The following is a 26,451-nucleotide window of genomic DNA, read 5'->3' as shown; positions in this document are numbered from 1 at the left end:
TGAGGGCAATAACGCCAACCACCAACTTCCGGTTTGCAGGTGAACGGTAACTCCCCGTAACGCCGTGTAACGCGGCCGGGAGCAGGAACAGGGAAAGAGACGGGACGGGCTCAGCTTTCGCCGCTGCCCAGCATGTTGCGCAGGTTGGCGAAGCGGGCCTTGCTGGTGGCCTTGTCCGGCTCGGCGGCCGCCTTGCCGCCGCTGATGCGCAGGTCGTTGCCCATTTCGGCGATGAAGCGGGAGGGTTCGCAGGGATACATTTCCTTGCCCTGCTTGCGCTTCTCGCACCAGGAGAGGTGCAGGTGCTGGCGTGCCCGGGTGATGCCGACGTACATCAGGCGCCGTTCCTCCTCCACCGTGCCCGACTCGACCGAGCTGCTGTGGGGCAGGATGCCCTCCTCCACCCCCACCAGGAAGACGTTCTTGTATTCCAGGCCCTTGGCGGCGTGCAGGGTGGACAGCTGCACCGCGTCGAACTCGCTGTCCTCGTTCTGCTTGTCCAGCATGTTGATGAGGGCGATGGTCTGGGTCAGGTCGATGAGGGTCTTTTCGTCCTTCTCGCCCTTGCCCGCCAGCCACTGGGAAAACTCCCGCACGTTGCCCCATTTGCTGTCGGCGGCCCGGGTCTCCTCGTGGTCGTAGAGCCAGGCCTCGTAGCCGATGGCGGTGAGCATGTCGTTCAGCACTTCGCCGGCGGGCTCCCGCAGGGCCCGCTGCTCGACCCGGTTGATGAACTCGCAGAACTGCAGCAGGGGCTCCAGCTGACGGTGGCTGACGCGCTGGGCGAAGCCTTCCTCGAAGGCGGCGGCGAAGAGGGAGATGTGGCGTTCGCCGGCATAGGTGCCGAGGGCTTCCAGGGTGGTGCCGCCGACGCCCCGCTTGGGCGTGGTGACGGCGCGGATGAAGGCGGGATCGTCGTCCTGGTTGGCCAGCAGGCGCAGGTAGGCGATGACGTCCTTGATCTCGGACTTCTCGAAGAAGCTGGTGCCGCCGGACATGACGTAGGGCACCCGGTTGTTGCGCAGGTGGGTTTCGAACAGCCGGGCCTGGTGGTTGGAGCGGTAGAGGATGGCGTAGTCGGAGAACTTGCTGCGCTTCTCGAACTTGTCGGCCAGCAGCTTCATCACCACCGACTCGGCCTCGTGCTCGTTGTCGCGGCAGACGGTGCCGCGGATGGCCTCGCCGTGGCCCAGGTCGGACCACAGCTTTTTCTCGAACAGCTTTTCGTTGTTGCCGATGACGTTGTTGGCGGCCTGCAGGATGCGGGCGGTGGAGCGGTAGTTCTGCTCCAGCATGATCAGCTTCAGGTTGGGATAGTCCCGCGGCAGGCCCCGCAGGTTTTCCACGTCGGCGCCGCGCCAGCCGTAGATGGCCTGATCGTCGTCGCCCACGGCGGTGAACATGGCCCGGGGCCCGGTCAGCAGCTTCAGCAGCTGGTACTGGCAGGCGTTGGTGTCCTGGTATTCGTCCACCAGCAGGTAGCGCAGGCGGTTCTGCCACTTGTCGCGGATCTTCGGGTGTTCCTGGAAGAGCTGCATCGGCAACAGGATCAGGTCGTCGAAATCCACCGCCTGGTAGGCCTTGAGGGTGGCGGCGTAATCCCGGTAGGCCTTGGCGGCGAGGACCTCGATCTCGCTCTTGGCCTCGGCGGCGGCCTGGTCCGGCGACTTCATGGCGTTCTTCCAGCCGGAGACGAGCCACTGGATGCTGCGGATGGTGGCCTTGTCCACGCTGGCCGAGAGGTCGGCGAAGATGCTGTAGCAGTCGGTGGAGTCGAAGATGGAGAACTTGGGCTTGTAGCCCAGGGCCTTGGCCTCCTCCCGCAGGATGCGCACCCCGAGGGAGTGGAAGGTGCAGATGGTGAGGCCGGCGGTGGAGCCGCCCTGGAGCAGCTGGCCGACCCGTTCCTGCATTTCCCGGGCCGCCTTGTTGGTGAAGGTGATGGCGGCGATGTTGGCCGGGTTCATGCCGCATTCCTGGATCAGGTAGGCGATCTTCTGGGTGATCACCCGGGTCTTGCCCGAGCCGGCGCCGGCCAGGACGAGCAGGGGGCCGTCCAGGTAGTAGATGGCTTCGCGCTGAGGCGGATTCAGGCTGTGCAGGGGAACGGGGCTGGACACGGGATCAGGAGGCTTTCGGCAGGGCAGAAACGCCGCGCCCCGGCAGAGCGGGGCGCGGGTGATTCGGTGGGGCAGATTTTAGTCCATTTCGGAGCGGCCTGCGCCGCGCCGGGAGGCATTGCCAGGAAGAAGGAGGGACGCCACTCTCCGGCATGCACCGCCGGAAGGCCGCGTCCTTCCTGGCTCCCGGGCCGGGTTACTTGAGCAGGCTGCCGAAGACCTTGCCGATGACCTTGCTGCCGGTGCCGATGGGGTCCTTGCGGATGGCCTTCTCCTGCTCGGCGATGATCAGGTAGAGGCCGTCCAGGGCCTTGCGCGTGACGTAGTCGTCCAGGTTGGCGTCCTTGGCGTCGATGAGGTGAAACTTGGCGGCCTTGCCGGCGAACTGGTTGTACTTGTCCGCCAGCTGCACCTTGGCCGTGGCCTTCTTGACGATGGGCAGGAACTTTTTGGCCAGGGGCTCGGAGGTGCTGCGCTTGAAATACTGGGTGGCCGCATCGTCGCCGCCGCTAAGGATGCCCTGGGCGTCCTTCACGCTCATGTCCTTGACCGCCTTCACCAGCAGGGGCTTGGCTTCCACCACCGCCGCCTCCGCCGCCCGGTTCATGGTTTCCACCAGCTGGTCGGCCTGCTTGCCGGCGCCGAATTTCTTCATCATCTCGGCGGCATCCTCCAGGGCGCCGGGCAGGGGAATGCGCACCTTGTCGTTGCCGAGGAAGCCGTCGGTCTTGCCCAGCTGGCTCACCGCCACCTCGGCGCCCCGGGTCAGGGCTTCCTTGAGGCCGGAGACGGCCTCGCCGTTGCTCACCTGGGCGGCGGCCGGCATGCTGATGACAAGGGCCGTCAAAATGCCCACAATGCAGCGTCCGCCGAAGCGATTGATGACCGTGTTCAATTCCATAGCCTGCTCCTGATGATGATGTCCCGGGGCCACAAGCTTATCCTGCTGCTCGCCGTGCTCGCAATGAGCGGCGCCATGCTGACCTTTCTCGGCAAGCGGCAGGCCGCCCCGGCGGTCGAACTGAAGGTGCTGGGCGCCCCCGGCGTCAGCCTGGCCCAGCTGCGCGGCAAGGTGGTGATCCTGCAGTTCTGGGCCACCACCTGCGGCGACTGCGACCACACCCTTGCCGAACTGGCCCAGCTGCACCGCCGCTACCAGGCCCGGGGCCTGGAGACCCTGGCGGTGGCCATGGTTTACGACCAGCCGCGCCAGGTGGCCAGCTACGCCTACGCCAACAGCCTGCCCTTCCGCGTCGCCCAGGACGACGGCAGCGCCGCCCGGGGCTTCGGCCTGGGCAGTGCCAATCCGCCCCTGACCTTCCTCCTCGACCGCAGCGGCCGCATCGCCCAGCGCCTGCCCGGCAAGCCCGACCCCGGCCGCCTGCGGGCCATGGTGGAAAAGCTGCTGGCGGAACGGCCTTGAGGAAAGCCCCCTGGCCACAGAGGGCATCCCCCAAGGGGACTTCCTTCGGGGCGCACAAATCACAGCGGGGAAAAACCCTGGGCGGCACGGCCTGATGCACCCCAGGCGTGATGGGGGCATTGTCTTTCCTCTGTGATCTCTGTGCCCTCTGTGGCTAAAAACAAGCCCTCACCGCCGCAGCTTGCGGTAGAGGGTCCGTTCGCTGACTCCCAGGGCCGGGGCCAGGGTGCGCACGTCGGCGCCCGGGCGGGCCATCAGCCAGGTCAGATAGCGCTGCTCCAGTTGCGCCAGGGGCAGCGGGCCCGGCACCCGGAAGCTGTCGTCCGCCCCGCCGCCCACGCCCTCCGCCAGGGCCCTGCTCTCGCCGCCGTCATCCGCCACCTCGGCCAGCTTGGCGGCGCTGATTTCCTCGCCGTCGCTCATCAGGGTGGCCCGTTCGATGAGGTTGCGCAGCTCCCGGATGTTGCCTTCCCAGTTGCGGCCCGCCAGCCAGGCCAGGGCCTCGGCGGAGAAGTGGCGGCCGGGCCGGTGGTCCACCCGCTCCAGCAGGGAGGCGGCCAGCAGGGGAATGTCCTCCCGCCGTTCGGCCAGGGACGGGGTGTGGATGGGAAAGGTGTTGAGCCGGTAGTAGAGGTCGCGGCGGAAACGCTCCTGGCGCACCATTTCCTTCAGGTCCCGGTGGGTGGCGGCCACCAGGCGGAAGTCGGCGCGCAGGGTGTCCACGCCGCCGACCCGGCGGTAGGTGCCGGTTTCCAGCAGGCGCAGCAGCTTGACCTGGAGGGCCGGCGGCAGTTCGCCGATCTCGTCCAGGAACAGGGTGCCGCCGCTGGCCGACTCCACCAGGCCCAGCTTGCGGAAGGCGGCGCCGGTGAAGGCGCCCTTCTCGTGGCCGAACAGTTCGCTCTCGAACAGGTTTTCGGTGAGGCCGGTGCAGTCCACCGCCACGAAGGGACTGTCCCGCCGCCCGCTGGCCTCGTGCACCGCCTGGGCCACCAGTTCCTTGCCGGTGCCGGTCTCCCCCAGCAACAGCACCGTGGCCTGGGCCGGCGCCACCCGCAGCACCTTTTCCAGCATCTGCTGGAAGGCCGGCGAGCGCCCCACCAGGCCCTGGGCGGCGGGCCGGCTGCTGGCCTGCTGCACCATGCGCAGGGTTTCGACGAAGTAGACGATGCGCCCTTCCTGGTCCCGCACCGGGGTGGTTTCCACATCCACGTGCTCCTCGCCCCGGGGCGTGTGGTGCAGGTGCAGGACGCGGCGGGAGGCGCCCTCCTCCTGGGACAGCTTGAGGGGGCAGGATTCCCCGGCCTGGTCGCAGGGCACGGTGAAGTGGTGGGAAACCTCGTAGCAGCGCCGCCCCAGGATGGAGGCGACGCCGCCGCTGCCGCTGCCCGCGTATTCCCGGCGGTAGGCCTTGTTGGCGGCGACGATGCGGTAATCCGCGTCCATCACGATGCGGGGCTCGGGCAGGCCGTCGAGGAAGGAGATGAGCTCGTTGAGCTGACTGGCCGAATAATCCATGGGCGAATCTTCTGCCGATTCTGTCAGTTGTGCAATTATTTGCCGCCATATTTGACAGACGATGGCCCGCAAGCGCCCGCCCCGAGCCCCGGACAAAACACAAGCCATTGATTAAATGGAAACTCCAGGCAGGCGCCGGGGCTGGCACGGCTCTTGTTATGGAATGGACAGGAAACCGGTTTCAAGCCCCGTCCGCAGCCTCTCCGACACGGCATCCTCCCCTCCCGGGCGTGGGACAAGACTCCGGTTTCCACCACTTTCCAACCAGGAGTCGTTTGTGTTCATTTTCCGGCAGCTGCGGGACAGCAGCAGCGCCACCTACACCTACCTGATCGGCTCCCGGGCCAGTCGGGCAGCCCTGCTGGTGGACCCGGTGGCCGAGCAGTCGCCCCTCTACCTGGGCCTGCTGGGCGAACTGGAACTGAACCTGGCCTGCGTGGTGGACACCCACCTGCACAGCGACCATCTTTCCGCCGCCCCCACCCTGATCCGGCATACCGGCTGCCTCTACGCCGCCGGCCTGTGCAGCGGCATCGGCGGCACCGACCGGCAGCTGGCCGACGGCGACAGCCTTGACCTGGCCGACCTGCACCTGGAAGTGCTGGCCACCCCGGGCCACACCCCCGGCTGCATCACCCTGCTCTGGGAAGACCGCCTGCTGACCGGCGACGCCCTGCTCATCGGCAGCTGCGGCGCCACCGGCGAACCGGGCGGCAATGCCGGCACCCATTACGACAGTGTCACGCGAAAACTGCTGCCCCTGCCCGACGAACTGTTAGTCTTCCCCGGCCACGACCGGGACGGCCGCCGCGTCAGCTGCATCGGCGACGAGCGCCAGGGCAATCCCCTGTTCTGCGGCATCAGCCGCGACGAATTCATGGCCCAGGACCGTTCCCAGCCCATGGGCGAACGGGCCGAGGCCATGCTTGCAGCCAATCGCCAGGGCGGCGGTTCGGTCCTGCGTGAACGGTCGCCCGTATCTCCAAATAACTAAAGCCCGAGAGGAAATGATCCATGAGCGCTAACGCCCCAGAGCAGCCGCAGCCCGACAACGGCGATACCGGCAGCCTCTACGAAAAGCACAAGACGATCCACGCCCGCACCGCCCACGGTCGCTTCGCCAACTGGCGGATCTTCCTGGTGCTGTTCACCCAGCTGCTGTTCTACGGCACCCCCTGGCTGATGTGGAACGACCGCCAGGCCGTGCTGTTCCACCTGGTGGAGCGCAAGTTCTACATCTTCGGCCTGGTGCTGTGGCCCCAGGACGTCTTCTACCTGGCCATCCTGCTCATCATCTCGGCCTACGGCCTGTTCCTGGTGACCGCCGTCGCCGGGCGCCTGTTCTGCGGCTACGCCTGTCCCCAGACGGTCTACACGGAAGTGTTCATGTGGATCGAAAACTGGATCGAAGGCGACCGCCCGGCCCGCATGAAGCTGGAGAAGGCGCCCATGGACGCCCGCAAGCTCCGCATCAAGGCCACCAAGCACGCCCTCTGGCTGATCCTCTCCGTCTTCACCGGCTTCACCCTGGTGGGCTACTTCACCCCCATGAGCGAGCTGCTGACGGAACTGAAGACCTTCAGCTTCGGCCCCTGGGAAACCTTCTGGACCTTCTTCTACGGCGGCTTCACCTACATGATGGCCGGCTTCATGCGCGAGCAGGTGTGCAAGTACATGTGCCCCTACGCCCGCTTCCAGAGCGTCATGTTCGACCCGGACACCCTGATCATCACCTACGATCCCGAGCGCGGCGAACCCCGGGGCACCCGCAAGAAGGGCGCCGATCCCAAGGCCCTGGGCCTGGGCGAGTGCGTGGATTGCGGCATCTGCGTCCAGGTCTGCCCCACCGGCATCGACATCCGCAACGGCCTGCAATATGAGTGCATCGGCTGCGCCGCCTGTATCGACGCCTGCGACGAGGTGATGGACAAGGTCAATTACCCCCGGGGCCTGATCCGCTACTCCACCGAAAACGCCATGGCCCGCCATCTCACCAAGAAGGAGATTCTGGGCCACGTGGTGCGGCCGCGCATCCTCCTCTACTCCGTGATCCTGGCCGCCATCACCCTGACTACCGCCTGGTTCATCGCCCACCGCATCCCGCTCAAGGTGGACGTCATCCGCGACCGCGGCGCCCTGGCCCGGGAAACGGACATGGGCCTGATCGAAAACACCTTCACCCTGCGTTTCATGAACACCGACGAGCAGGCCCACCGCTACCGCATCAAGGCCACCGGCCTGGATGGCCTGGAAGTGGGCGGCGCCGCCGAAGTGGACGTGCCGGCAGCCACCACCACCTCCCTCATGACCTCCCTGCAGGTCCAGCCCGACGCGGGCAAGAAGGGCTCGAACCCCATCATGTTCGAGATCGAGGCCATGGATGGCTCCAACATCCGCATCCGGGAAAAAGCCGTCTTCATGCTTCCCTGAGAGCCTCTGACGAGGCTTCCATTCGGCCGGGTCGGCATCAGCCTTCCCGGCCTTTTTTTGCCCGCAATTTGTCGAAAAATGCCAACTATTTCAGGGTTTCCCCTCTGCCTTTTGGCGTAACTTGGCCCCCATGCTGCAATGCAGCGGTGTGAGCCAAATAACAAGACAGGGGGTTGCATCATGATTTACCGGCTGCTGACGATGGGCCTGGTCCTTTCCTGGGGTGCCGTGCAGGCGGCCGACAACAGCGCTTCCGCCGCCCGCGCCTTCTGCGACAGCGGCAAGCTGGCCAAGGGTGCCGAAATCGCCGTGTTCCGCGGCTGCCTGGGCTGCCATACGGTGGACAGCAAGCGCATCGGCCCTTCCTACCAGGAGATCGCCAAGAAGTACCCCCACACGCCGGACGTGGTGGCCCAGCTGGCGAAGAAAATCCGCGACGGGGGCAAGGGCAACTGGGGCGAACTCTCCATGCCGGCCAACCCGGTGAGCGAGGCCGAAGCCCAGACCCTGGCCGAATGGGTCCTCTCCCTGGACGAGCCGCCGGCACGCTACAGCAGCAATCCCTGAGCCCTAACTCCGGGGCCCGAGCATGGCCTCGGGCCGCACCCAGGCATCGAACTCCTCGGCCGTGACGTAGCCCAGGGCCAGGGCCGCCTGGCGCAGGGTGCTGCCGTCGCGGTGGGCCTGCTTGGCCACTGCCGCCGCCCGTTCGTAGCCGATGTGGGGCGCCAGGGCGGTGACCAGCATGAGGGAGCGTTCCAGCAGCTCATCCATGCGCTCCTGGTTGGGCACGATGCCCACCACGCAATGACGGCTGAAGCTTTCCATGGCATCCCCCAGCAGGCGCGCGCTCTGCAGGAAGTTGTGGGCCAGCAGGGGCTTGAACACGTTCAGCTCGAAATTGCCGGAGGCGCCGCCGATATTGATGGCCACGTCGTTGCCGAAGACCTGGGCGCAGACCATGGTGAGGGCTTCGCACTGGGTCGGGTTCACCTTGCCCGGCATGATGGAGCTGCCCGGCTCGTTTTCCGGCAGGGCAATCTCCCCCAGGCCCGAGCGGGGGCCGGAGGCCAGCCAGCGCAGGTCGTTGGCGATTTTCATGAGGGCCCCGGCCAGGGTCTTGAGGGCCCCGTGGGCAAAGAGCAGGGCCTCGTGGCCGGCCAGGGCGGCAAAGGGATTGGCTGCCGGCACGAAGGGCTGGGAACAAGCACGGGCGAGCTTCTCCGCCACCCGTGCCCCGAACTCCGCATGGGTATTGAGTCCCGTGCCCACCGCCGTGCCGCCCGCCGCCAGTTGCCGCAATCCGGGCAGGGAGGCCTGGATGCCGCGCTCCGCCTGCTCCAGCTGGGCGACGTAACCGGAGAACTCCTGCCCCAGGGTGATGGGGGTGGCGTCCTGCAGGTGGGTGCGGCCGATCTTGATCAGACCGGCGAATGCCTCCGCCTTGGCCGCCAGGGCCTGGCGCAACTCCGCCAGGGCCGGCAGCAGGCGGCCGTCCACGGCCAGGGTGGCCGCCACGTGGATGGCGGTGGGAAAGATGTCGTTGGAGGACTGGCCCAGGTTCACCTGGTCATTGGGATGCACCAGGCGCCCTTCGCCCCGGGGGCCGCCGAGCAGCTCCGAAGCCCGGTTGGCCAGCACCTCGTTCATGTTCATGTTGCTCTGGGTGCCGGAGCCGGTCTGCCACACGGAAAGGGGAAATTCCGCCGGGTGCCGACCCGCCAGCACCTCATCCGCCGCCGCCGCGATGGCCCCGGCCACGGGCGGGGGCAACAGACCCAGTTCACCATTCACTTGCGCCGCCGCCTGCTTGACCAGGGCCAGGGCACGGATCAGTTCAGGCGGCATGGTCTCGCTGGAAATGGCGAAGTGTTCCAGGGAACGCTGGGTCTGGGCGCCCCACAGGCGTTCCGCCGGCACGGCGATGGGACCGAAGGTATCGTGTTCGAGACGCTGGGACATGGGCCTTGCTCCGCTTGCACTGCCGGATTGGACCGGCGCCGGGCCGGAGGGTTGCGGTGCGGAGCTTCAGCCGGCGGCCCGCAGCCAGTCGGCCACGGTGCCGGCGGTGGGAATGCGGCCGGAGGACACCAGCTTGCCGTTGATCACCAGGCCCGGCGTCTGCAGCACGTCGTGGGCAATGATCTCGCCCATGTCGGTAATCTTCAGCACCTCCGCCTCGACGCCGGCCAGGGTCACCGCCTGCCGCGCCACCTCCTCCAGTTTCTTGCAGTTGGCACAGCCGGGGCCGAGCACTTTGATGGTCAGCATGGTCACACTCCTTTTGCAGAAAAACGGTTGGCCGCCGCCAGCAGCAGGCCCAGGCCGGCCATGGCGCCACCGATGCCCAGGACCAGCAGCAGGGGCGGGGCGCCATCCACCCAGGCGCCGTAGGTGAGGCCGGCGGCAGCGCTGAACAGGGCCACCAGGCCCACATAGGTCCAGGTCTTGGTGCGGCCGATGATGGCGGTGATGATGAGGATGCTCTGCAGGGACAGTTCCGGGTCCGACATCAGGTAGGCCAGCAGGGGGCCCCGGTGCATGCCCAGGTCGAGGAACATCTTGGCGATGGGCACCTCCACCAGGGTGGGGAAGTACATGAAGACGCCGAAGCCGACGCCAGCCAGATTGCCCAGCAGGGTGTTGCTGCCGGCCACCATCTCGATCCATTCCGGCCGCAGCACCACCCGGATCATGCCGACGACGAAGACGCCGATCACCAGCAGGGGGAATATCTGTTTGACGAAGCGCCAGGACTCCCACAGCCAGGCCCGGCGATCCTCCGCCGTCAGGTGGCGGCTGCCCAGCCAGGTCAGTACGGCCAGAGCCAGGGCGACGCCGAGGAACTTGCCGCCCAGCCCCAGGCGCAGGCCGCCGGGCACCGCCTGCACCGAGAGGGCGGCCACCAGCAGGGTCAGGGCCACCAGGGAGAGGCACAGGCGGGTCCAGCCGTTGGCCCCGGCCTCGATGTTCTCCAGGCCCAGGCGGGCGCTGAGGCCGATGCCGCCGAGCAGGCCGATGAGCAGCACGCCCTGGAGGGAGACGCCCTCCTCGCCGCGGCTGGCGTCATAGGGCACCAGGCGGTCGAGCAGGGCCTGCCAGTCGGCGCTGCCGGCCCAGGCCAGATCGAACTGCCACAGGCTGCCGGTGAGCAGGCCGACCTTCAGGGTACCGGCCAGGAGCAGGCCGATCCACACCAGGAGGAAGGCCAGGGCGCCCCGGGACAGGCCGGCGGCGGCCTGGGCGCTGAACAGGGCGTCCGTGGCCCGGTCCCGGGCGCTGTCGTCGGCGCGAAAGAGCAGGGCCATGATCAGGCCGATGCCGATGGCGAACGTCAGGGACAACAGCAGCCGGGCCACGGCCAGGTCCACGCCGATGATGCCGCCGGTGTAGACCAGGGCCAGGATGTTGGCCGCCGGCGCGAAGAAGAGGAAGGTGGTGGCCGGGCCGAGGCCAGCCCCCTTGCGGTAGATGCCGGCAAAGAGGGGCACGATGGTGCAGGAGCAGACCGCCAGCACCGAACCGGCGGCAGCCGCCGCCGGATAGGAGACCGCCTTGGGTGTCTGCCGCCCGAGAAAGCGGGTGATGGTTTCCTTGGGAATGAGGGCCGCCATGGCCCCGGCAATGCAGAAGGCCGGCAGCAGACAGAGCAGCACATGGGCCGCCAGGTAGGCCGCCAGATTCCCCAGGCCGCCCCGGATCAGGGCCAGCAACAGCGACAGCAGGTCTTCCAAGACTTTCCTCCGCCAAGGCTCACCCCCCAATGGTACGCCCCGCGGCGGGCCGAGGTAAGCAGCGGCGGCAGCGACTCAGGGGCGGGCGGCCCGGGCTGCCACCTTCTGCCGCCAGCGGCGCAGGCCAGTGTAGAACAGCAGCAGGGGCAGCAGGCCGGCCAGGGCCGTCAGCAGGCGTCCGGGCAGGCCGAAGGCCTCGCCGTTGTGCAGGGGATGGAGCCAGTTGAAAAGGCTGTCGGCGGCGCTGCCCTGCTCCGGCCGGCGCAGGGCCAGGACTTCGCCGCTGGCGGCGTCGATCCACATCAGGGTGTGGGGAAAGCGCCGGCTCGGGTCCCCCGGCTGGTAGATGCGCAGGCGGTAGTTGCCGCCGCCCGCCGGCGGCGTCTCCAGCCAGCGCACCTCACCCCCGGGCAGGTGTTGGCGGGCGATCTCCAGGGCCTGCTGGGGACCGATGAGGATGGCGCCGGATTCGGCCGCCGGGGCCGGCAGCGCATCCACCGGCGAAAACAGGGCAAGGACGGGCTTGAACCAGGCCGGCTGCTCCAGCATGGCGCCGCTCAGGGTCAGCAGCAGCAACAGGGGCAAGCCGTAGATGCCGCCGAGGACGTGCCAGTCGTAGATGCGGCGCTGGCTGCTGCGTCCTGCTCCCGGCCGCAGGGCCGCCCCCAGGCGCCCCGGGGACGGCCACCAGAGATAGACGCCGAGCCCCAGCAGGAGCAACAGCAGGAGGGAGGCGGCGCCGAGCAGGGTGCGCCCGCTGCGGTCCAGCAGCAGGGTGAAATGGAGGTCGTAAAGCCAGGTGGCGGCGAAGTCGCCCCAGAAGCGCTGACTGGTGATCTGCAGGCGGTAGGGGTCCACCGTCACTAGCAGGGGGGCGAAGCCCAGGCCGGCCTTCTCCTCGGGCTGGTAGTAGCGGGCCGTCAGCGGCTGCCCGGGGTCCATGGGCAGTTCCAGGCGCCAGCCGCCGTTGCGCCCGGCATGGGCCGCTTCGAGCAGGGCGTAAATCCGGTCCAGGGATTGGGGCTGGCAGGAAGTATCGGCGGGAGACTGGCATGGCGGCGGCGCCACCACCAGTTCCGGGTTGAGCAGCCGGTCCCCTTCCACATAGAAGACCAGCAGGGAGCCAGTGAGGCCGAGCAGGCAGAACAGCAGGCCCAGGCTCAGGCCCAGCCACTGGTGCAGGGCCAGCAGCCAGGCCCGGCAGCGCCGTCGCCAGGACCTCATGCCGCCTCCAGGGGGACCGCCGGCCGGCCTCAGAACTTCATGTTGACGGTGGCGTAGGCGGCCCGGCCGTCGCCCCGGGAATGCAGATCGCCAGCGGTACTGTCATACCAGACGTATTCGTAATAGCGGTCGGCCAGGTTCTTCACGATGAATTCCAGAGACGTGTCGCGCCGCAGTTGGTAGGCAGCGGACAGATTGATCAGGTTATAGCCACCAAACTTGCCGGTGCTGTTGGTGCGTTCCAGGTAGTAGCTGCTCTGGCCGTTGGCGGACAGGGACAGTTTCAGGTCCGGCGTCGCCTGGTAGTCCACCCCCAGGGAATAGACGCGGTGCGGCACGTGGTTCATTTCCTTGCCCTGGGAAGCCGGATTATTGGGGTCGGCCTGGGTGATGATGGCCCGCTGGAAAGCCAGGCCGCCCCACAGGCGCCACTGCTCGCCCAACATGGCGGAGAGCTGGAAGTCGAGGCCGCGACGGCGGGTATCCCCGACAGCAGTCATATCGTTGGATGAGCCATTCAACACGCGCTGCGCTTCGTTGTTGGCCTTCTGCTGCCACAGCGCCACCCGGCCTTCAATTCCGGCCGCGGGTTTGAGCTTCACCCCCACTTCCCAGCCATCGTTGAGGGAGGGTTCCATATTGTCGCTACGGCCCACCTTATAGGTGCCGGTACCAACACCTACCTGGAAAGTACGGCCAACATTACCGTAAAGACTGTAGTGAGGATCCGGGGTATAGACGACGCTGAACTTGGGCTGGTTGATAAGGCCGTAGTCGTTGATGTCGTAACTCCGGCCAAGTTTGTTGTCGGTATAGCTACCACGGATAAGATCTACCCGATAGCCCGGGATGAACTTCCACTGGGGCGTCGGCTGAATCACCGCCTGCACATAGGCGCCATAGATGTCGAAATCGAAGGCCTGGTTCCAGCGAGTGGAGGTGCGCACCCGGTTGGCGGTCAGGTAACGCTCGCTGTGGTTCTCCTGCCACTGGGCGTCGACGCCACCTTCGATGGCCACCGCATGGGCCCAACTCACCTCGGGGCGATAGGTAAGGTTGGAGAGGAAGCCATAGTGGGTTTCCTTAGTAATGCGCTCTTGCTGCGGATAGACCTGCGCAAATCGAACCCAGCGCTTGTCTATGTAATCGTTGATATAGGCCCGGGTGGTCCAGTAGAGGCGGTCGTTGATGGCCATCTCCAGATGGCCACTGACCTGATTTATGCGGCGGATGCCACCGTCGGTGGCATTGCGGGCCAGGGACTGGTCCGGATTGTTGCTGCTCTCCGCTGCAGTCAGGTAGCCCGGCTCCTGGGCCTCGCTCTCGTAGTGGCGGGCAATCAGGCCGACCCGGGTGGAGCCGCTGTCGGGGGTGTAGAACCACTTGCCGGCAAAGGTGGAACGGTCGACCTGGCTGTGGTCCCGCTGGCCGTTGCTGTGCTGGGTGGCAACGAAGTAGTTCTGGGACAGGCCGTCCTGCTCGATGGCCTTGGACAGCTGCAGCTCGTTGCTGCCGAAGCTGCCGGCCCCCAGACGCAGGCGGGTGTCGTTGCCGCCGATGCGGGTCACCACGTTGGCACTACCGGCAATGGCGTGCAGACCGTTACGCGGGTCGTTGGTGCCGCGCACCACTTCGATGGCGTCGATGTCCTGGGCGAAGACCATGTCCAGGTAGGGCATGTTGCCGTCGTTGCTGTTGCTGGGGATGCCGTCGATGAGCAGCTTCACCGCGTTGATCTCGCCCTCGCCGTTGAAGCCGCGGATGGAGAACTTGCCGCCCCAGTTGCCCTGGCCGAAGCTGGTGACCTGGGCCCCGGGCACCAGGTTGAACAGTTCCCAGGCGAACTTGGCATTGCGCGACTCCAGCACTTCCCCACCCAACACGTCCACCGAACTGAGGATACGGCGGGTCGGCAGGGGACCTTCTTCCTGGCCCCGCACCGTCACCTCGCCCAGGACCAGGGAAGCATCGCCGGATTGGGCCAGGGCGGCCAGGGTGAAGGAACCGAGGCAGCAGAGGGAAACGGCGCGGGCGATCTGGGTCAGCATGGGGCCACCGGGGCAAAAAAGGAGGGGCGATTATAGGAGTCGCCCCTGCCCTGCCCCTGCGACAAAAAGTCGCATTTCCGTACGGTATTGTACGGGGTTATGCCCCCTTCATTGAGGCTGCCGGCGGCCCCGCCTCCTGCAGACGGGGTTCGGCGTCGATCAGGGCCTGCAGGGTATGCAGGGCCTCTTCCAGGTTGAAGTCGTCGATCTGGGCGGCCAGGGTGCGCACCTCCGCCCCCAGGGCCGCCTCCAGCGTGGGGCGCAGGCTCTGGAAGGTGCGGGAGGCGTCCAGGTCGTCCACCGCCAGCTGGCGCTGCAGGACCTCCACCTCCCGGCTCAGCTGTGCCCAGTCGATGCCCGGGGCCGCCGCCTCAACCGCTCCCTCCAGACCTGCGAGGGCCGCATTGAATTCGGCCAGGGCCCCTTCCAGCCGGGCCAGGCGCGCATCCACCTCGGCCTGGGGCAGGCTGCCGCGTAGGGCCTCTTCCAGGGCCAGGGTGTGGGCCTGGATGGCAGCGAGTCCGAGGGAGCCGGCCAGGCCCTTGAGGGTATGCACCACCCGGGCGGCCTCGGCCGTTTCGCCGAAACCGAGACAGGCTTCGATGCGGCGGCCGTCGCCGCCGTGGTCGACGGAAAACTTGCGCAGGAACTGGGCCAGCCGGGTCCGGTTGCCCCGCACCACCCGCAGGGCCTGGGCCAGCTCCAGGCCGGGAACGGCCTCCAGGGCGGCTGCCAGGGCATCGGCCGTCGCCGCCGGCGCCTCGGCGGCAGGCAGCGGCGGCCGCACCACCACGTCCCGGCTGGGTTCGGGCAGCCAGCGAAGCAGGGTGCCGTAGAGCTGGTCCGGGTCCACCGGCTTGGCCACATGGTCGTTCATGCCGGCGGCGATGCACAGGTCCCGGTCTTCGCTGAAGGCGTTGGCGGTCATGGCCAGGATCGGGGTGCCGGCGTAGCCCGGCAGGGCCCGGATCTGGCGGGCGGCCTCCAGGCCGTCCATCACCGGCATCTGGATGTCCATCAGGATCAGGGCGTAGGCCTTGCCCCGGGCCAGTTCCAGGGCCTCCTTGCCGTTCTCCGCCAGGTCCACCGCCAGGCCCACGTGGCGCAGCAGTTCCAGGGCCACCTCCTGGTTGAGGGGATTGTCCTCCGCCAGGAGGATGCGCTGGTTGCGGTAGCGGGCCAGACTGCGCTCCATCTCGTCCCCCGGGCTGCGGGACAGGGGCGGGGTGTCGCCGAAGGCCCCTTCCAGGGCCACCAGGACGCTGGCCGGCGTCACCGGCTTGGCGATGAAGGCGGCAAAGCCTGCTTCACTCAGGGCCGTGGCGGGGATGTCCTTGGCGGCACTGACCAGCAGCTGCTGGGGCTGCACGTTGAGGGGCAGGGTCCGGATGCACCGCCCTGTCTCCAGCCCGTCGGGCGGCGGCATCAGCCAGTCCAGCAGCACCAGCTGGTAGGGGTCCCCCAGCCGGTCCGCGGCCAGGACCGCATCCAGGGCCGCCTCGCCGGAGGCCGCCGTATCCACCCGGGTGCCCAGGGCCGCCAGGGTGTGGGCCAGGGATTCCCGCGCGTCCTCGCTGTCGTCCACCGCCAGGGCCCGCAGATTGCGGGGCAGGCAGGGCGGCAGTTCCAGATGGTCGTGGGCGGCGACGCTGCCGAAGGGGGCCTCGATCCAGAAGGTGCTGCCCTTGCCCGGTTCGCTGTCCACCCCGACCCGGCCGCCCATCATCTCCGCCAGGCGCCGGGAAATGGCCAGGCCCAGGCCGGTGCCGCCGTACTGCCGGGTGGTGGAGACGTCGGCCTGGGTGAAGGCCTGGAACAGGCATTGCTGCTGCTCCCGGCTGAGGCCGATGCCCGTGTCCGCCACCTCCAGTCGCACCCACAGGCTGTCGGCCTCCTGGCGGGCGACGTAGCCGCGCACGACGACGCTGCCCCGCTCGGTGAACTTCACCGCATTGCCGACGAAGTTGAGCAGCACCTGGCCCAGGCGCAGGCCATCGCCGTGCAGGGCCGGAGGCAGGCGGGCGATGTCCACCACCACCTCCAGGCCCTTGGCCTCGGCCTTCTCGGCCACCAGGGTGCACACGTTGTGGATGACCCGGTCCACCTCGAAATCCGTCGGCTCCAGGCTCATCTTGCCGGCCTCGATCTTGGAGAAGTCCAGGATGTCGTTGATGATGCCCAGCAGGTGGTGGGCGGCGTTGCTGACCTTGTCCAGCTGCTGGCGCTGGCGCTCGGTGGCGATGTCGCGGCGGATCAGGTGGGTGAGGCCGATGATGGCGTTCATCGGGGTGCGGATCTCGTGGCTCATGTTGGCCAGGAAGGAACTCTTGGAACGGTTGGCCGCCTCCGCCGCCTCCTTGGCCGCCGCCAGCTCGGCGGTGCGGGCCGCCACCAGTTCCTCCAGCTGGTTCTGGTAGCGCAGCAGGGCCCGCTCGTTTTCCTTGGCCTCGGTGATGTCGGTCCACACCGAGGAGAGATAGTCCCGGCCGTTCAGGCGCAGCACCTTCACCGTCACCCAGAAATCCCGCAGGCTGCCGTCCTTGTGGCGGCGCTGGTTCTCGAAGGCCGCCTCGCGCTGGGCCAGGATCTGGGCCCGGCGCGCATCCACCCCGGCCCGGTCGTGCACGCCCTGGATGTCGTAGACGCTGAGCTTGGCGAACTCCTCCCGGGTGTAGCCGAGACACTCGCAGGCGGCATCGTTGAACTCGGCGAAGGTCATGGTTTCGGCGTCGATCAGCACGATGCCGATGGCGGCCTGGTTGGTGATGGAGCGGAAGATCTTCTCCCGCTGCTTGAGGGTCTCCGAGGCGTCCTTGATGGCGGTGATGTCCTGCACCATGCCGATGCCGCGCAGGGGCTTGCCCGCCTCGTCGAATTCCAGTTCGGCCCGCTGCCGCACCCACTTCACCGTACCGTCCACCACCATGCGGTGCTCGATGTCGAACTCGGCCCCCTCCAGGGCCGCCAGCCAGGCGGAGCGCACCCAGGCCCGGTCGTCCCCATGCACCTGGGCGAGGAATTCGTCGAAGCCGACGCCGTGGTCCCAGGGCACGCCCAGCAGGTGGTGGGCCTCTTCGGACCAGTGCAGCAGGTTGGCGGGAATGTCGATTTTCCAGCTGCCGATGCGGGCCACCGTCTGGGTCCGCTTCAGGGCCGCCTCGCTCTGCCGCAGGGTTTCCTGGGACTGGTGCAGGGGCGTGATGTCCCGGGCCACCCCGAGCACCCCCAGCACCACCCCGTCCCGGTCATAGATGGGCGTCTTGATGGTTTCCACCAGCTCCCGGTGGCCGTCGGCGGCGAACACCAGCCATTCCTCGTTGCGGCTGGCATGGCCGAGGGCCATGGCGCGGCGGTCGTTGTCGCGGAAGAAGTCCGCCAGCTCCCGGCCGACGAAGTCATAGTCGGTGCGGCCGACGATTTCCGCCTCCCGGTGCCCGAAGAGGCTCTCGAAACGGGAGTTGCAGGCCAGATAGATGCCGGCGGGGTCCTTCAGCCAGACCAGGTCGGGCATGCCCTGGATGAGGGACTTGAGATGCTGGCGCTCGGCCTCCAGGGCGGCCTGCATGTGGCCCCGGGCCACCACCGCCTCGCGGAAGGCCAGCACGGCCTTGGCCATGTCGGTCAACAGGCCGCCGCCGGGCATCCGGCTCAGGTGCTCCACCTCCCGCAGGCTGAGCCCCCCGTCCTCGCTCAGGCTCAGCTGTTGCAGGGAATCGACGATGAGGGACAGCTGGCGGGTGACGAAATAGGTGACGAAGAACCACAGCAGCCCCATCACCGTGATGCCGAGCACGCCGATGAGCAGGGTGCGCTGGACGTAGTCGTCCATGTTGCGCTCGGCGGCGTCGATGCGGGCGTGGGTGCGCTGGGTCAGCAGGGCCGATACGTTCTGCGCATGTTCGGCAAAGGCCAGGTAGCGGGCCGTGGCCTGGGCCACGTGGCTGTCCGCCACCCGCAGGTCCACGGCGATGATGTCCGTGGCCATGATGCTGTAGTGCTGGTAGTCCTTGAAATCCACCAGGATCTGCTTCAGCTCCCCATCCACCTCCGGCCCCAGGCCGGGGACGTTGGACAGCCGCTGCAGCAGGGATTCCATGTCCTTCAGGCGGTCCACCACCTGCACGTGCACCTGGTAGGCGGCCGCCTCCTCCACGGTGCCGGCCTTGGCCTGGCGCAGGGTGGCGTTGATCAGCTGCTGCACCGCCAGCATGTCGTGCCCCAGGCGGGAGGCATCCGCCACCATCTGCAGGTCGTTGACCTGCTGCAGGTTGGACAGCTGCTGCTCGTCCCGCAGGGAGGAAAGGGACCAGTAACTGTAGGCCGCCGCCATGACCACCACCAGGATCACCGGCAGGAAGAAGATGAGGAAGAAGGTGAAACGACGTTTCATGGCTTGTGCAGCAGTTCAGGCCAGCGCCGGGGGGGGATGCTGGCAACGTAGATGAAACCCTTGTTTCCCAGGGGCCGGATGATGACCGCCGTGCCTTCCGGCTTGACGAAATAGCCCATGAGGTCCGCCAGGTTCGGCGCATGGGCCAGCACCACCCGGTTGGTGCCGGCCGGCACCGGCAGGGAGAGCAGGCGGCGGGTGTTTTCCAGGATCGGCCGCTTTTCCTCCGTCGTCAGGTTGGCGGTGTACATGAGCAGGGGATCCACCGTGTAGTGCCTGCCGAAGGCCGCCTCGGCCGACTCCTTGGCCCGGCACAGGGGGCTGACGAAAATGTCGCCCAGCGGAATGCGGGCCTCCCGCAAGGCCTGCCCCACCTCCGTCATCAGCTGGCGTCCGGCCTCGGTCAGGGGCCGCTGGGTGGCGCAATCGTTGAGGTCCACGGCCGGCACCCGGTCGGGCCGGGTGCTGTCGGTGATGCCATGGCGCAGGTAGATGACGTAGCCGCCCTCGCGCAGTTGCTGCAACTGCTCCCGGGTGGCCAGCTTCTCGACAAAGGCCGGCAGGGGCTCGGCCAGGGCACGGCCCCAGGGCACGAGCGCAGCCGCCAGGCAGAGCAGCAGGCGCAGCCGGGCAGCCAGGACGGAATGGGATGAACGGCGCGTCATGAGGCGCCGTCCGCGTAGCGCTGGGCGATGTCGGCGAAGCGGTCCTGGATGGCCAGGAAGGCATCGACCACATCCGGATCGAAATGGGTGCCCCGCCCTTCCACCAGCAGGGCCACGGCCTGTTCCAGGGGAAAGGCCTTCTTGTAGTGGCGCTTGCAGGTGAGGGCGTCGAAGACATCGGCCAGGGCCATGAGGCGGGCCGGGATGGGGATGGCATCGCCCCGCAGGCCCTGGGGGTAACCGGAGCCGTCCCACTTCTCGTGATGGCCCAGGGCGATGTGGCGGGCCACCACGAGAAAGTCCAGGGGCGTATTGCCCTGCAGCTCGTCCAGGCGCGCCCGGTCGCCCCCCACCACCCGTTCGATGGCCGCCTCGATGGCTTCGGCGCCGATCAGGCTGTGGGTCTTCATGATCTCGAATTCCTCCAGCGTCAGCCGGGCCGGCTTGAGCAGGATCTGGTCGGGAATGCCCACCTTGCCGATATCGTGCAGGGGAGCCGCCTTGGCGATGAGCTGGCGCTGGGCGGCGGAAAGGGCGTGGCGGAAGCGGGGATGGTCCTGCAGCTCTTGCATCAGGGCCTCCACATAGGCCTGGGTGCGGTAGAGGTGGTTGCCGGTCTCGTTGTCCCGCTTTTCCGCCAGCAGGGCCAGGGCATTCAGGCTGACGTCCTTGATCAGGTCGTTCTCCCGCATGCGGCGGCTGACCTCGCCCTCCAGGTAGCCGTTCTGGTCCCGCAGCCAGTCCCGGGCGTCCTTCAGTTCCAGGTGGGTGCGCACCCGGGCCAGGAGGATGGCGGGGCGGATCGGCTTGGTGATGTAATCCACGGCCCCCAGGGAAAGGCCGTATTCCTCGTCCTGGTCGCCGTCCATGGCGGTGACGAACATCACCGGAATGTCCCGGGTGTAAGGGTCCTGGCGCAGTTCGGCGAGCACGGCGTAGCCGTCCATCTCCGGCATCATCACATCCAGCAGGATCAGGTCCGGACGGGGATCGCTGCGCGCCACCTTGAGGGCCCGCATGCCGGAATTGGCCACGCGCACGCGGAAAAAGGGCTGCAGCAGGCCGCCGATGACCGTCAGGTTTTCCCCGGTATCGTCCACCACCAGGATGGTCTTGTCGCTGCGCCCGGCGGCGCCGTTTTCCCCCATGTCCCTATCCTTGTTCTGGTCTTTTTCGTGACGCCTGCAGCATACTGCCCAGTATGCCGCCAAAACGGCGGGAAAAAACCCGGGGCGATGCCTAGGCCGGCAAAAAAATGCCAGGGCCATGGGGAACATAGCAAACAAAAACGCCGGGCCACAAGGCACCGGCGTTTCCAGGCGGGGTTCGGGGGGCGGCGGCTGCCGTCAGACCACACCGGCAGTATGGGCCTGCTGGTCCGCCCAGTAGGAGCTGCGCACCATGGCGCCGCAGGCGGCCCCGGAAAAGCCCATTTCCTTGGCTTTTTCCTCGTACATCTTGAACACGTCGGGATGGACGTAGCGCTGCACCGGCAGGTGGTGGTTGGAGGGGGCCAGATACTGGCCGATGGTCAGCAGTTCCACGTCGTGGGCCCGCAGGTCGCGCATGACTTCGAGGATTTCCTCATCGGTCTCGCCCAGGCCCACCATCAGGCCGGACTTGGTGGGCACCTGGGGATAGCGGGCCTTGAACTGCTTGAGGAACTGCAGGGAGTGTTCGTAATCGGCGCCGGGACGGGCCTGCTTGTAGAGGCGGGGCACGGTTTCCAGGTTGTGGTTGAGCACGTCGGGCAGGCCCTGGCCGAGCACGTCCACCGCCGTTTCCAGGCGGCCGCGGAAATCGGGAACCAGGGTCTCGATGGTGGTCTTGGGGGAGGATTCGCGCACCGCCTTGATGACATCCACGAAGTGCTGGGCACCGCCGTCCCGCAGGTCGTCCCGGTCCACGCTGGTGATGACCACGTACTTGAGCTTGAGCTTGGAGACGGATTCGGCCAGGTGGGCCGGCTCCAGGGGATCGGGGGGCAGGGGCTTGCCGTGGCCCACGTCGCAGAAGGGGCAGCGGCGGGTGCAGATGTCGCCCAGGATCATGAAGGTGGCGGTGCCCCGGCCGAAGCATTCGCCGATGTTGGGGCAGGCGGCCTCTTCGCACACGGTGTGCAGCTTCTGTTCCCGCAGCAGCTGCTTGATCTCGCCGAAGCGGCCGGCGTCGTTGCCGGCCTTGACGCGAATCCAGCTGGGCTTTTTCAGCGTCTCTTCGACCGGCACGATCTTGATGGGAATCCGGGCGGTCTTCAGTTCGCCTTTTTGCTTGACGCCGCGTTCGCTGCTCATTGAGTCTTCTCCAGTTGTGCCACGAGATGCCGGGTAAGGTCCGCCGTTGCTTGTGGCAGGGTCCGGGCCACGCCCAGGTCCTTCAGTTGGGTCACCGGCATGCCGGCATACCCGCAGGGGTTGATGGCCTGGAAGGGCGACAGGTCCATGTCCACATTGAGGCTGACGCCGTGGTAGCTGCGGCCGTTGCGGATGCGCAGGCCCAGGGCCGCCACCTTGGCCGGGCCCACGTACACGCCGGGGGCGCCGTCGTGGCGCTCGGCATTGACGCCGTATTCGGCCAGCAGGTCGATCACCGCCTGCTCGATGCGGTTCACCAGCTCCCGCACCTTGAGGTTGCGCCGGGGCAGGTCCAGCAACAGGTACACCACCGCCTGGCCGGGGCCGTGGTAGGTGACCTGGCCGCCCCGGTCGATCTTCACCAGGGGAATGCCGATGTCCCGCAGCACGTGTTCCGGCTTGCCCGCCTGGCCCAGGGTGTAGACCGGCGGGTGCTCCACCTGCCACAGCTCGTCCGGGGTTTCCGGGGTGCGGGCGGCGGTGAAGGCCTGCATCGCCTCCCAGGTGGGCACGTAGTCTGCCCGACCCAGTTCGCGGATGACCAGCGGGGAAATCACTTAGGTCCGTCCGCCGCCGCTTACAGCACCACCTTCACCAGGGGGTGGCCGGACAGTTCCCGATACAGGTTGTCCAGCTGCTCCTTGGAGGTGGCGGTGACGGTGCAGGTCAGGGAGATGTAGGTGCCCTTGCTGGAGGGACGCATTTCCATGGAGGCGCCGTCGAATTCCGGATCGTGCTTCTGCACCACGGTGAGGATGGTCTGGGCGAAATCCACTTCCATCTTGCCCATGATCTTGAGGGGGAAGGCGCAAGGGAATTCGAGCAGGGTTTCCTGCCGGCTTTGGGGATTGTCGGGATTGGCTGGGGTCTGGCTCATGGTGTTCTCTTGCTCGATTCGGCTCAGGCGTCGGCGCGGCGCATCACCTGATTCTTGAAGTCCTGGTACAGCGCATTCATGCGGGCGGCCAGGGGGCCGGGCCTGCCGTCGGCCACGGGGGCGTCGTCGATGCGGGTGATGGGCAGCACTTCCTTGGTGGAGGATGTGACCCAGACCTCGTCGGCGCTGCGGAGTTCCGCTTCTGCCACCGGACGTACCTGGGTTGGAATGCAATTGGCCGCCGCCAGTTCCAGCACCACGTCGTAGGTGACGCCGGGCAGGATCAGATTGCTCTTGGGCGGCGCCAGGATCACCCCGTCCTGCACCACCAGCACGTTGGAGGCGGAGCCTTCCATGACCAGGCCGTCCCGCAGCAGGATGGTCTCCGTGCAGCCGGCGGCGGCGGAAAGCTGGCGCAGCAGCACGTTGGCCACCAGGGAGACGGTCTTCAGGTCGCAACGCAGCCAGCGGAAATCCTCGGCAGTGAGGGCGGTGCCCCCCGTGGCCAGCAGTTCGGCGGATGGCGTCGGCAGGCGGTCGGCGTAGGCGAAAACGGTGGGGGCCACGGCCGGCCTGGGGAAGGCCTGGTCCCGCACCGGGGCGGCACCCCGGGTCACCTGCAGGTAGACGCCCTGGTCCTCGCTGCCGTGGTCATCGACCAGACGCTGCACCACCTCCGCCCACTGCTCCTTGGAAAGGGGATTGGCCAGCTGCAGGGCGGCCAGGGTGCGCTCCAGACGCTCCAGGTGCTGCTGTAGGCGGAAGGGGCGGCGGGAATAGACCGGAATCACCTCGTAGGCGCCGTCGCCGAAGAGGAAGCCCCGGTCCATGGGGGAAATGCGGGCCTCGTCCAGAGGCAGGTAGTTACCGTTGAGGTAGGCCAGCATGTTCCCTCCGTCAGCTAGGGGAGCGGTTTATTTGAACCACAGCTTGATGCTGTCGATGCCGCGCCCCAGGATGCCGGCCACGGGCACGGCGTCCAGGGCCACCACCGGGTATTCGCCGTAGGGCTTGCCGTCCAGGCTGACCTTCATGGTGCCGATGACCTGGCCCTGGCTCACCGGAGCCACCAGGGGCTGCTTCGATTCCAGCTGGGCCTGGATCCGGCTCGAGTAGCCCTTGGGCACGGCCAGGATGAAGTCGTTCTGGAAGCCGGCGCGGACGGTGTTGTCCTTGCCCTTGAACACCTTCAGCTCGGACACGGTCTGGTTCTTGGTGTACAGGGAGACGGCGTCGTAATACTGGAAGCCGTGGTTGAGCAGCTTGAGGGATTCCTGGGCGCGCATGCCGTCGCTCTCGGCGCCGAGCAGGACGGAGAGCAGGCGCCGGGGCCCGCGCTTGGAGGAGGAGATGAGGCAATAGCCGGCGGATTCGGTGTGGCCGGTCTTCACCCCGTCCACCGTGGGATCGGCCCACAGCAGACGGTTGCGGTTGGGCTGGGTGATGTTGTTGTAGCGGAATTCCTTCATGGAGTAGTACTTGGCGTACTCCGTGGGGAAGTCGCGGATGATGGCGGTGGTCAGGGTGGCCAGGTCCCGGGCGGTGGCGTAGTGCTCCGGATCGGGCAGGCCGGTGGCGTTCATGTAGTGGGTGTTCTTCATCCCCAGGCGGGCCGCCTCCTGGTTCATCATCTGGGCGAAGCGCTCCTCGGAGCCGGCGATGGCCTCGGCCAGGGCGACGCAGGCGTCGTTGCCGGACTGCACGATCATGCCTTTGATCAGGTCTTCCACCGGCACCTGGGTGCCGACCTTGATGAACATCTTGGAGCCGCCGGTGCGCCAGGCCTTCTCGGTGACGGGCACGCCCTGGTCCAGCTTCAGCACGCCCTGCTTGAGGGCGGAGAAGGTCAGGTAGGCCGTCATCAGCTTGGTCAGGGAAGCGGGATCGACGCGCTGGTCGGCGTTTTCGGCCACCAGGGTCTGGCCGGAGCCGAATTCCACCAGCAGCCAGGCCTTGGCGGCGATGCCGGGAGCCGGGGGCATCTGCTGGGCGCCGGCGGGGCCGGCCAGCAGCAGGGAAGCGCAGCCGGCAAGGACGGATGCACGGAAAACGGAAGAGAAGCGGCGGGAAATTCGGTCAGACATGCCGGTCAGGCTCCAGCGGGAGAAAAGCGCTTGATTATAGCGCAGCCGGGCTGGCCCTTCCGGCCGGGACCGGCCGTAACCTGCCGATCTTAGGGACTTGCCGCAGTAAGTGAACTCACTGACACGATGCACCTGGGCGGTGCGTTATACTCGCCCGTGTCAGTTTTCGGTCAGGTTTCTGACCCTGGCGTGACACCCCGGCGGATTCGCCCCCCATCGCCGCATCCTGACGGCATTCCCTGAGAAGTCCTGGATCGGTTACGCTCCTCATGGAGCGCGCCCGGGGCATGGTTGTGCCCTGTGGCATGGCCTTTGCTGAGACAACCCCATGAAAACCAAGATCGCTCTCCTCTCCCTGCTGGGACTGCTGCTGTGCGGCAGCGCCCTGGCCGACGTCTATTCCCTCGACCAGTTGCTGGAACTGGCCCGCTCCGGCAACCGGGGCCTGCAGGCCTCCCGCGACGCGGTGGAGGCGGCCCGCTCCGGCGTCACCACCGCCGGCGCCTTCCCCAACCCGGAGATCGAATACCAGAGCGGCGACGCCAAGGCCCGGGTAGCGGGCGCCAATCCCGGCAACGTCAAGACCATGACCTTCACCCAGCGCCTGGACCTGCCCTGGGTGCGTTCGGCCCGCATCGACGCCGCCAGCGCCAACCTGGAAGCCACCAGCGCCGCCGGCCGGGGCTACGAGCATGAGGTGCTGGCCAGCGTGAAGCTGGGCTACTACGAGGTGCTGCGGCGCCAGGCCGAGCTGAAGGCGGCCCAGGAAGACCAGGCCCTCATGGAAGCCATCCGCACCCGGGTCAGCGTGCGGGTCGGCGTCGGCGAGGCGCCCCGCTACGAGCTGATCAAGGCCGATGCGGAACTGCTCAATGCCCAGAAAGTGACGCAGAGCACCCTGCTGCGCCTGACCCAGGCCAAGGCCGCCCTGCGCCGCAACGTGGGCACCGGCCTGCCGGCAGACTTCGAAGTGCCGGCCACCACCCAGCTGCCCCTCAACGTGGGCAGCCTGCCCGAACTGCGCCAGACCCTGCTGCAGCGCAGCCCGGACCTGGCCCAGGCCCGGGCCCAGCTGACCCAGGCCGAACACCAGCTGGACCTGCAGCGCCGCATGCGCACCCCGGAAGTGGCGCTCAAGGCCAGCAGCGACGAAGAGCCGGACCTGAAGACCTCCCGCGTCGGCATCGCCGTCACCATTCCCCTGTGGGACCGCCGCTCCGGCCCCGTGGGCGAGGCCAGCGCCAATCTTTCCCGGGCCCGCAACCTGCTCGAGCAGATGGAATTCGGTCTCGGCCAGGCCCTGGAAAACGCCTACCAGCAGCACCAGATCGCTGCCGCCCAGGTCAATGCCCTGGAGCAGGGCATCGTGCGCCAGGCCGAAGCCGCCCTCAAGGTGGCCGAATCGGCCTACCGCTTCGGCGAGCGCGGCATTCTCGACTACCTGGACGCCCAGCGGGTGTACCGGGCCGCCCGCAACGAACTGATCGCCGCCCGCTATGAACTGCGGGCCGCCGCCGTGGACATCGAACGTCTCACCGGCGCCCTGACCGCTCCCGCCCAAGAGGAAAAGCACTGATGTCCGCC

General features: G+C 67.4%; 21 protein-coding genes. 5 read left to right on the top strand and 16 right to left on the bottom strand.

The genetic code is table 11. The features are described from left to right. Nucleotides 1-110: 110 nt before the first annotated feature. Both AC1RTA_RS12770 and AC1RTA_RS12765 read right to left on the bottom strand, forming a co-directional pair. A complete protein-coding gene (locus AC1RTA_RS12770) occupies nucleotides 111-2,120 on the bottom strand; it encodes a UvrD-helicase domain-containing protein (RefSeq protein ID WP_130459563.1) in 2,010 nt (669 codons plus the stop codon). Nucleotides 2,121-2,316: 196 nt separating this feature from the next. Continuing rightward, on the bottom strand, nucleotides 2,317-3,021 hold the full coding sequence (locus tag AC1RTA_RS12765) for a DUF4197 domain-containing protein (RefSeq protein ID WP_492784902.1): 705 nt from the start codon (nucleotides 3,019-3,021) through the stop codon (nucleotides 2,317-2,319). 12 nt (nucleotides 3,022-3,033) lie between these two features. Here AC1RTA_RS12765 and AC1RTA_RS12760 point away from each other — a divergent pair, with 12 nt between their 5' ends. Continuing rightward, nucleotides 3,034-3,543, top strand: coding sequence for a TlpA family protein disulfide reductase (locus AC1RTA_RS12760; RefSeq protein WP_492784901.1), 510 nt, complete (start codon nucleotides 3,034-3,036; stop codon nucleotides 3,541-3,543). 168 nt (nucleotides 3,544-3,711) lie between these two features. Here AC1RTA_RS12760 and AC1RTA_RS12755 read toward each other — a convergent pair whose 3' ends face one another. After that, the gene (locus AC1RTA_RS12755; protein WP_492784900.1) at nucleotides 3,712-5,061 is read right to left on the bottom strand and encodes a sigma-54 interaction domain-containing protein; all 1,350 of its coding nucleotides are present in this window, start codon (nucleotides 5,059-5,061) and stop codon (nucleotides 3,712-3,714) included. 277 nt (nucleotides 5,062-5,338) lie between these two features. Here AC1RTA_RS12755 and AC1RTA_RS12750 point away from each other — a divergent pair, with 277 nt between their 5' ends. The 3 genes from AC1RTA_RS12750 to AC1RTA_RS12740 all read left to right on the top strand — a co-directional run bounded on the left by AC1RTA_RS12750 (nucleotide 5,339) and on the right by AC1RTA_RS12740 (nucleotide 8,058). Then, a complete protein-coding gene (locus AC1RTA_RS12750) occupies nucleotides 5,339-6,055 on the top strand; it encodes an MBL fold metallo-hydrolase (RefSeq protein WP_014236036.1) in 717 nt (238 codons plus the stop codon). Between the two features lie 20 nt (nucleotides 6,056-6,075). Then, nucleotides 6,076-7,491 carry a cytochrome c oxidase accessory protein CcoG gene (gene ccoG, locus AC1RTA_RS12745; RefSeq protein WP_014236035.1) on the top strand — a complete coding sequence of 472 codons (1,416 nt, stop codon included), beginning with the start codon at nucleotides 6,076-6,078 and terminating at the stop codon, nucleotides 7,489-7,491. Between the two features lie 180 nt (nucleotides 7,492-7,671). After that, the gene (locus AC1RTA_RS12740; RefSeq protein ID WP_240190305.1) at nucleotides 7,672-8,058 is read left to right on the top strand and encodes a c-type cytochrome; all 387 of its coding nucleotides are present in this window, start codon (nucleotides 7,672-7,674) and stop codon (nucleotides 8,056-8,058) included. 3 nt (nucleotides 8,059-8,061) lie between these two features. Here AC1RTA_RS12740 and fumC read toward each other — a convergent pair whose 3' ends face one another. The 13 genes from fumC to AC1RTA_RS12675 all read right to left on the bottom strand — a co-directional run bounded on the left by fumC (nucleotide 8,062) and on the right by AC1RTA_RS12675 (nucleotide 24,867). After that, nucleotides 8,062-9,453, bottom strand: coding sequence for a class II fumarate hydratase (gene fumC / locus AC1RTA_RS12735; RefSeq protein ID WP_492784899.1), 1,392 nt, complete (start codon nucleotides 9,451-9,453; stop codon nucleotides 8,062-8,064). A gap of 66 nt (nucleotides 9,454-9,519) precedes the next feature. Next, nucleotides 9,520-9,762, bottom strand: coding sequence for a thioredoxin family protein (locus AC1RTA_RS12730; RefSeq protein WP_014236032.1), 243 nt, complete (start codon nucleotides 9,760-9,762; stop codon nucleotides 9,520-9,522). Between the two features lie 2 nt (nucleotides 9,763-9,764). Continuing rightward, entirely contained in the window at nucleotides 9,765-11,225 is a 1,461-nt protein-coding gene (locus AC1RTA_RS12725; protein ID WP_492784898.1) for a permease, read from the bottom strand. A 75-nt stretch (nucleotides 11,226-11,300) separates the two neighbouring features. Continuing rightward, on the bottom strand, nucleotides 11,301-12,449 hold the full coding sequence (locus AC1RTA_RS12720; RefSeq protein ID WP_492784897.1) for a PepSY-associated TM helix domain-containing protein: 1,149 nt from the start codon (nucleotides 12,447-12,449) through the stop codon (nucleotides 11,301-11,303). 29 nt (nucleotides 12,450-12,478) lie between these two features. Further along, nucleotides 12,479-14,497, bottom strand: a complete 2,019-nt coding sequence (locus AC1RTA_RS12715) for a TonB-dependent receptor (RefSeq protein WP_492784896.1) — start codon at nucleotides 14,495-14,497, stop codon at nucleotides 12,479-12,481. Nucleotides 14,498-14,594: 97 nt separating this feature from the next. Then, on the bottom strand, nucleotides 14,595-18,887 hold the full coding sequence (locus tag AC1RTA_RS12710; RefSeq protein WP_492784895.1) for a hybrid sensor histidine kinase/response regulator: 4,293 nt from the start codon (nucleotides 18,885-18,887) through the stop codon (nucleotides 14,595-14,597). After that, nucleotides 18,884-19,552, bottom strand: coding sequence for a histidine phosphatase family protein (locus AC1RTA_RS12705; RefSeq protein WP_492784894.1), 669 nt, complete (start codon nucleotides 19,550-19,552; stop codon nucleotides 18,884-18,886). Before AC1RTA_RS12705 ends, AC1RTA_RS12710 begins: the two co-directional genes overlap by 4 nt. Next, nucleotides 19,549-20,700 carry an HD-GYP domain-containing protein gene (locus tag AC1RTA_RS12700; protein ID WP_492784893.1) on the bottom strand — a complete coding sequence of 384 codons (1,152 nt, stop codon included), beginning with the start codon at nucleotides 20,698-20,700 and terminating at the stop codon, nucleotides 19,549-19,551. Before AC1RTA_RS12700 ends, AC1RTA_RS12705 begins: the two co-directional genes overlap by 4 nt. 198 nt (nucleotides 20,701-20,898) lie before the next feature. Beyond that, nucleotides 20,899-21,846, bottom strand: a complete 948-nt coding sequence (lipA, locus tag AC1RTA_RS12695) for a lipoyl synthase (RefSeq protein ID WP_492784892.1) — start codon at nucleotides 21,844-21,846, stop codon at nucleotides 20,899-20,901. Further along, a complete protein-coding gene (gene lipB, locus AC1RTA_RS12690) occupies nucleotides 21,843-22,400 on the bottom strand; it encodes a lipoyl(octanoyl) transferase LipB (RefSeq protein WP_492784903.1) in 558 nt (185 codons plus the stop codon). The genes lipA and lipB overlap by 4 nt, the downstream gene beginning before the upstream one ends. Nucleotides 22,401-22,483: 83 nt before the next feature. Next, nucleotides 22,484-22,783, bottom strand: coding sequence for an HP0495 family protein (locus AC1RTA_RS12685; RefSeq protein ID WP_014236008.1), 300 nt, complete (start codon nucleotides 22,781-22,783; stop codon nucleotides 22,484-22,486). Between the two features lie 23 nt (nucleotides 22,784-22,806). Continuing rightward, nucleotides 22,807-23,670, bottom strand: coding sequence for a D-amino acid aminotransferase (locus AC1RTA_RS12680; RefSeq protein WP_492784891.1), 864 nt, complete (start codon nucleotides 23,668-23,670; stop codon nucleotides 22,807-22,809). Nucleotides 23,671-23,697: 27 nt separating this feature from the next. Next, nucleotides 23,698-24,867, bottom strand: a complete 1,170-nt coding sequence (locus AC1RTA_RS12675) for a D-alanyl-D-alanine carboxypeptidase family protein (protein ID WP_014236006.1) — start codon at nucleotides 24,865-24,867, stop codon at nucleotides 23,698-23,700. A gap of 328 nt (nucleotides 24,868-25,195) precedes the next feature. Between AC1RTA_RS12675 and AC1RTA_RS12670 the strand changes: the two genes are divergently transcribed. Next, on the top strand, nucleotides 25,196-26,443 hold the full coding sequence (locus AC1RTA_RS12670; protein ID WP_130459582.1) for a TolC family protein: 1,248 nt from the start codon (nucleotides 25,196-25,198) through the stop codon (nucleotides 26,441-26,443). Nucleotides 26,444-26,451 lie beyond the last annotated feature (8 nt).

The organism is Azospira sp. MPR-E4 (genome assembly GCF_058809645.1).
Note: the sequence above shows the minus strand (reverse complement) of the source record. Positions and strands in the feature narration are given on the sequence as shown.

What these genes read in the sequence shown, in the direction of transcription:
- AC1RTA_RS12765 (WP_492784902.1), bottom strand. Translation starts at nt 3,021, where the DNA reads ATGGAATTGAACACGGTCATCAATCGCTTCGGCGGACGCTGCATTGTG.
- AC1RTA_RS12760 (WP_492784901.1), top strand. Translation starts at nt 3,034, where the DNA reads ATGATGATGTCCCGGGGCCACAAGCTTATCCTGCTGCTCGCCGTGCTC.
- AC1RTA_RS12755 (WP_492784900.1), bottom strand. Translation starts at nt 5,061, where the DNA reads ATGGATTATTCGGCCAGTCAGCTCAACGAGCTCATCTCCTTCCTCGAC.
- ccoG (WP_014236035.1), top strand. Translation starts at nt 6,076, where the DNA reads ATGAGCGCTAACGCCCCAGAGCAGCCGCAGCCCGACAACGGCGATACC.
- AC1RTA_RS12740 (WP_240190305.1), top strand. Translation starts at nt 7,672, where the DNA reads ATGATTTACCGGCTGCTGACGATGGGCCTGGTCCTTTCCTGGGGTGCC.
- fumC (WP_492784899.1), bottom strand. Translation starts at nt 9,453, where the DNA reads ATGTCCCAGCGTCTCGAACACGATACCTTCGGTCCCATCGCCGTGCCG.
- AC1RTA_RS12730 (WP_014236032.1), bottom strand. Translation starts at nt 9,762, where the DNA reads ATGCTGACCATCAAAGTGCTCGGCCCCGGCTGTGCCAACTGCAAGAAA.
- AC1RTA_RS12720 (WP_492784897.1), bottom strand. Translation starts at nt 12,449, where the DNA reads ATGAGGTCCTGGCGACGGCGCTGCCGGGCCTGGCTGCTGGCCCTGCAC.
- AC1RTA_RS12715 (WP_492784896.1), bottom strand. Translation starts at nt 14,497, where the DNA reads ATGCTGACCCAGATCGCCCGCGCCGTTTCCCTCTGCTGCCTCGGTTCC.
- AC1RTA_RS12710 (WP_492784895.1), bottom strand. Translation starts at nt 18,887, where the DNA reads ATGAAACGTCGTTTCACCTTCTTCCTCATCTTCTTCCTGCCGGTGATC.
- AC1RTA_RS12705 (WP_492784894.1), bottom strand. Translation starts at nt 19,552, where the DNA reads ATGACGCGCCGTTCATCCCATTCCGTCCTGGCTGCCCGGCTGCGCCTG.
- AC1RTA_RS12700 (WP_492784893.1), bottom strand. Translation starts at nt 20,700, where the DNA reads ATGGGGGAAAACGGCGCCGCCGGGCGCAGCGACAAGACCATCCTGGTG.
- lipA (WP_492784892.1), bottom strand. Translation starts at nt 21,846, where the DNA reads ATGAGCAGCGAACGCGGCGTCAAGCAAAAAGGCGAACTGAAGACCGCC.
- lipB (WP_492784903.1), bottom strand. Translation starts at nt 22,400, where the DNA reads ATGCAGGCCTTCACCGCCGCCCGCACCCCGGAAACCCCGGACGAGCTG.
- AC1RTA_RS12685 (WP_014236008.1), bottom strand. Translation starts at nt 22,783, where the DNA reads ATGAGCCAGACCCCAGCCAATCCCGACAATCCCCAAAGCCGGCAGGAA.
- AC1RTA_RS12680 (WP_492784891.1), bottom strand. Translation starts at nt 23,670, where the DNA reads ATGCTGGCCTACCTCAACGGTAACTACCTGCCTCTGGACGAGGCCCGC.
- AC1RTA_RS12675 (WP_014236006.1), bottom strand. Translation starts at nt 24,867, where the DNA reads ATGTCTGACCGAATTTCCCGCCGCTTCTCTTCCGTTTTCCGTGCATCC.
- AC1RTA_RS12670 (WP_130459582.1), top strand. Translation starts at nt 25,196, where the DNA reads ATGAAAACCAAGATCGCTCTCCTCTCCCTGCTGGGACTGCTGCTGTGC.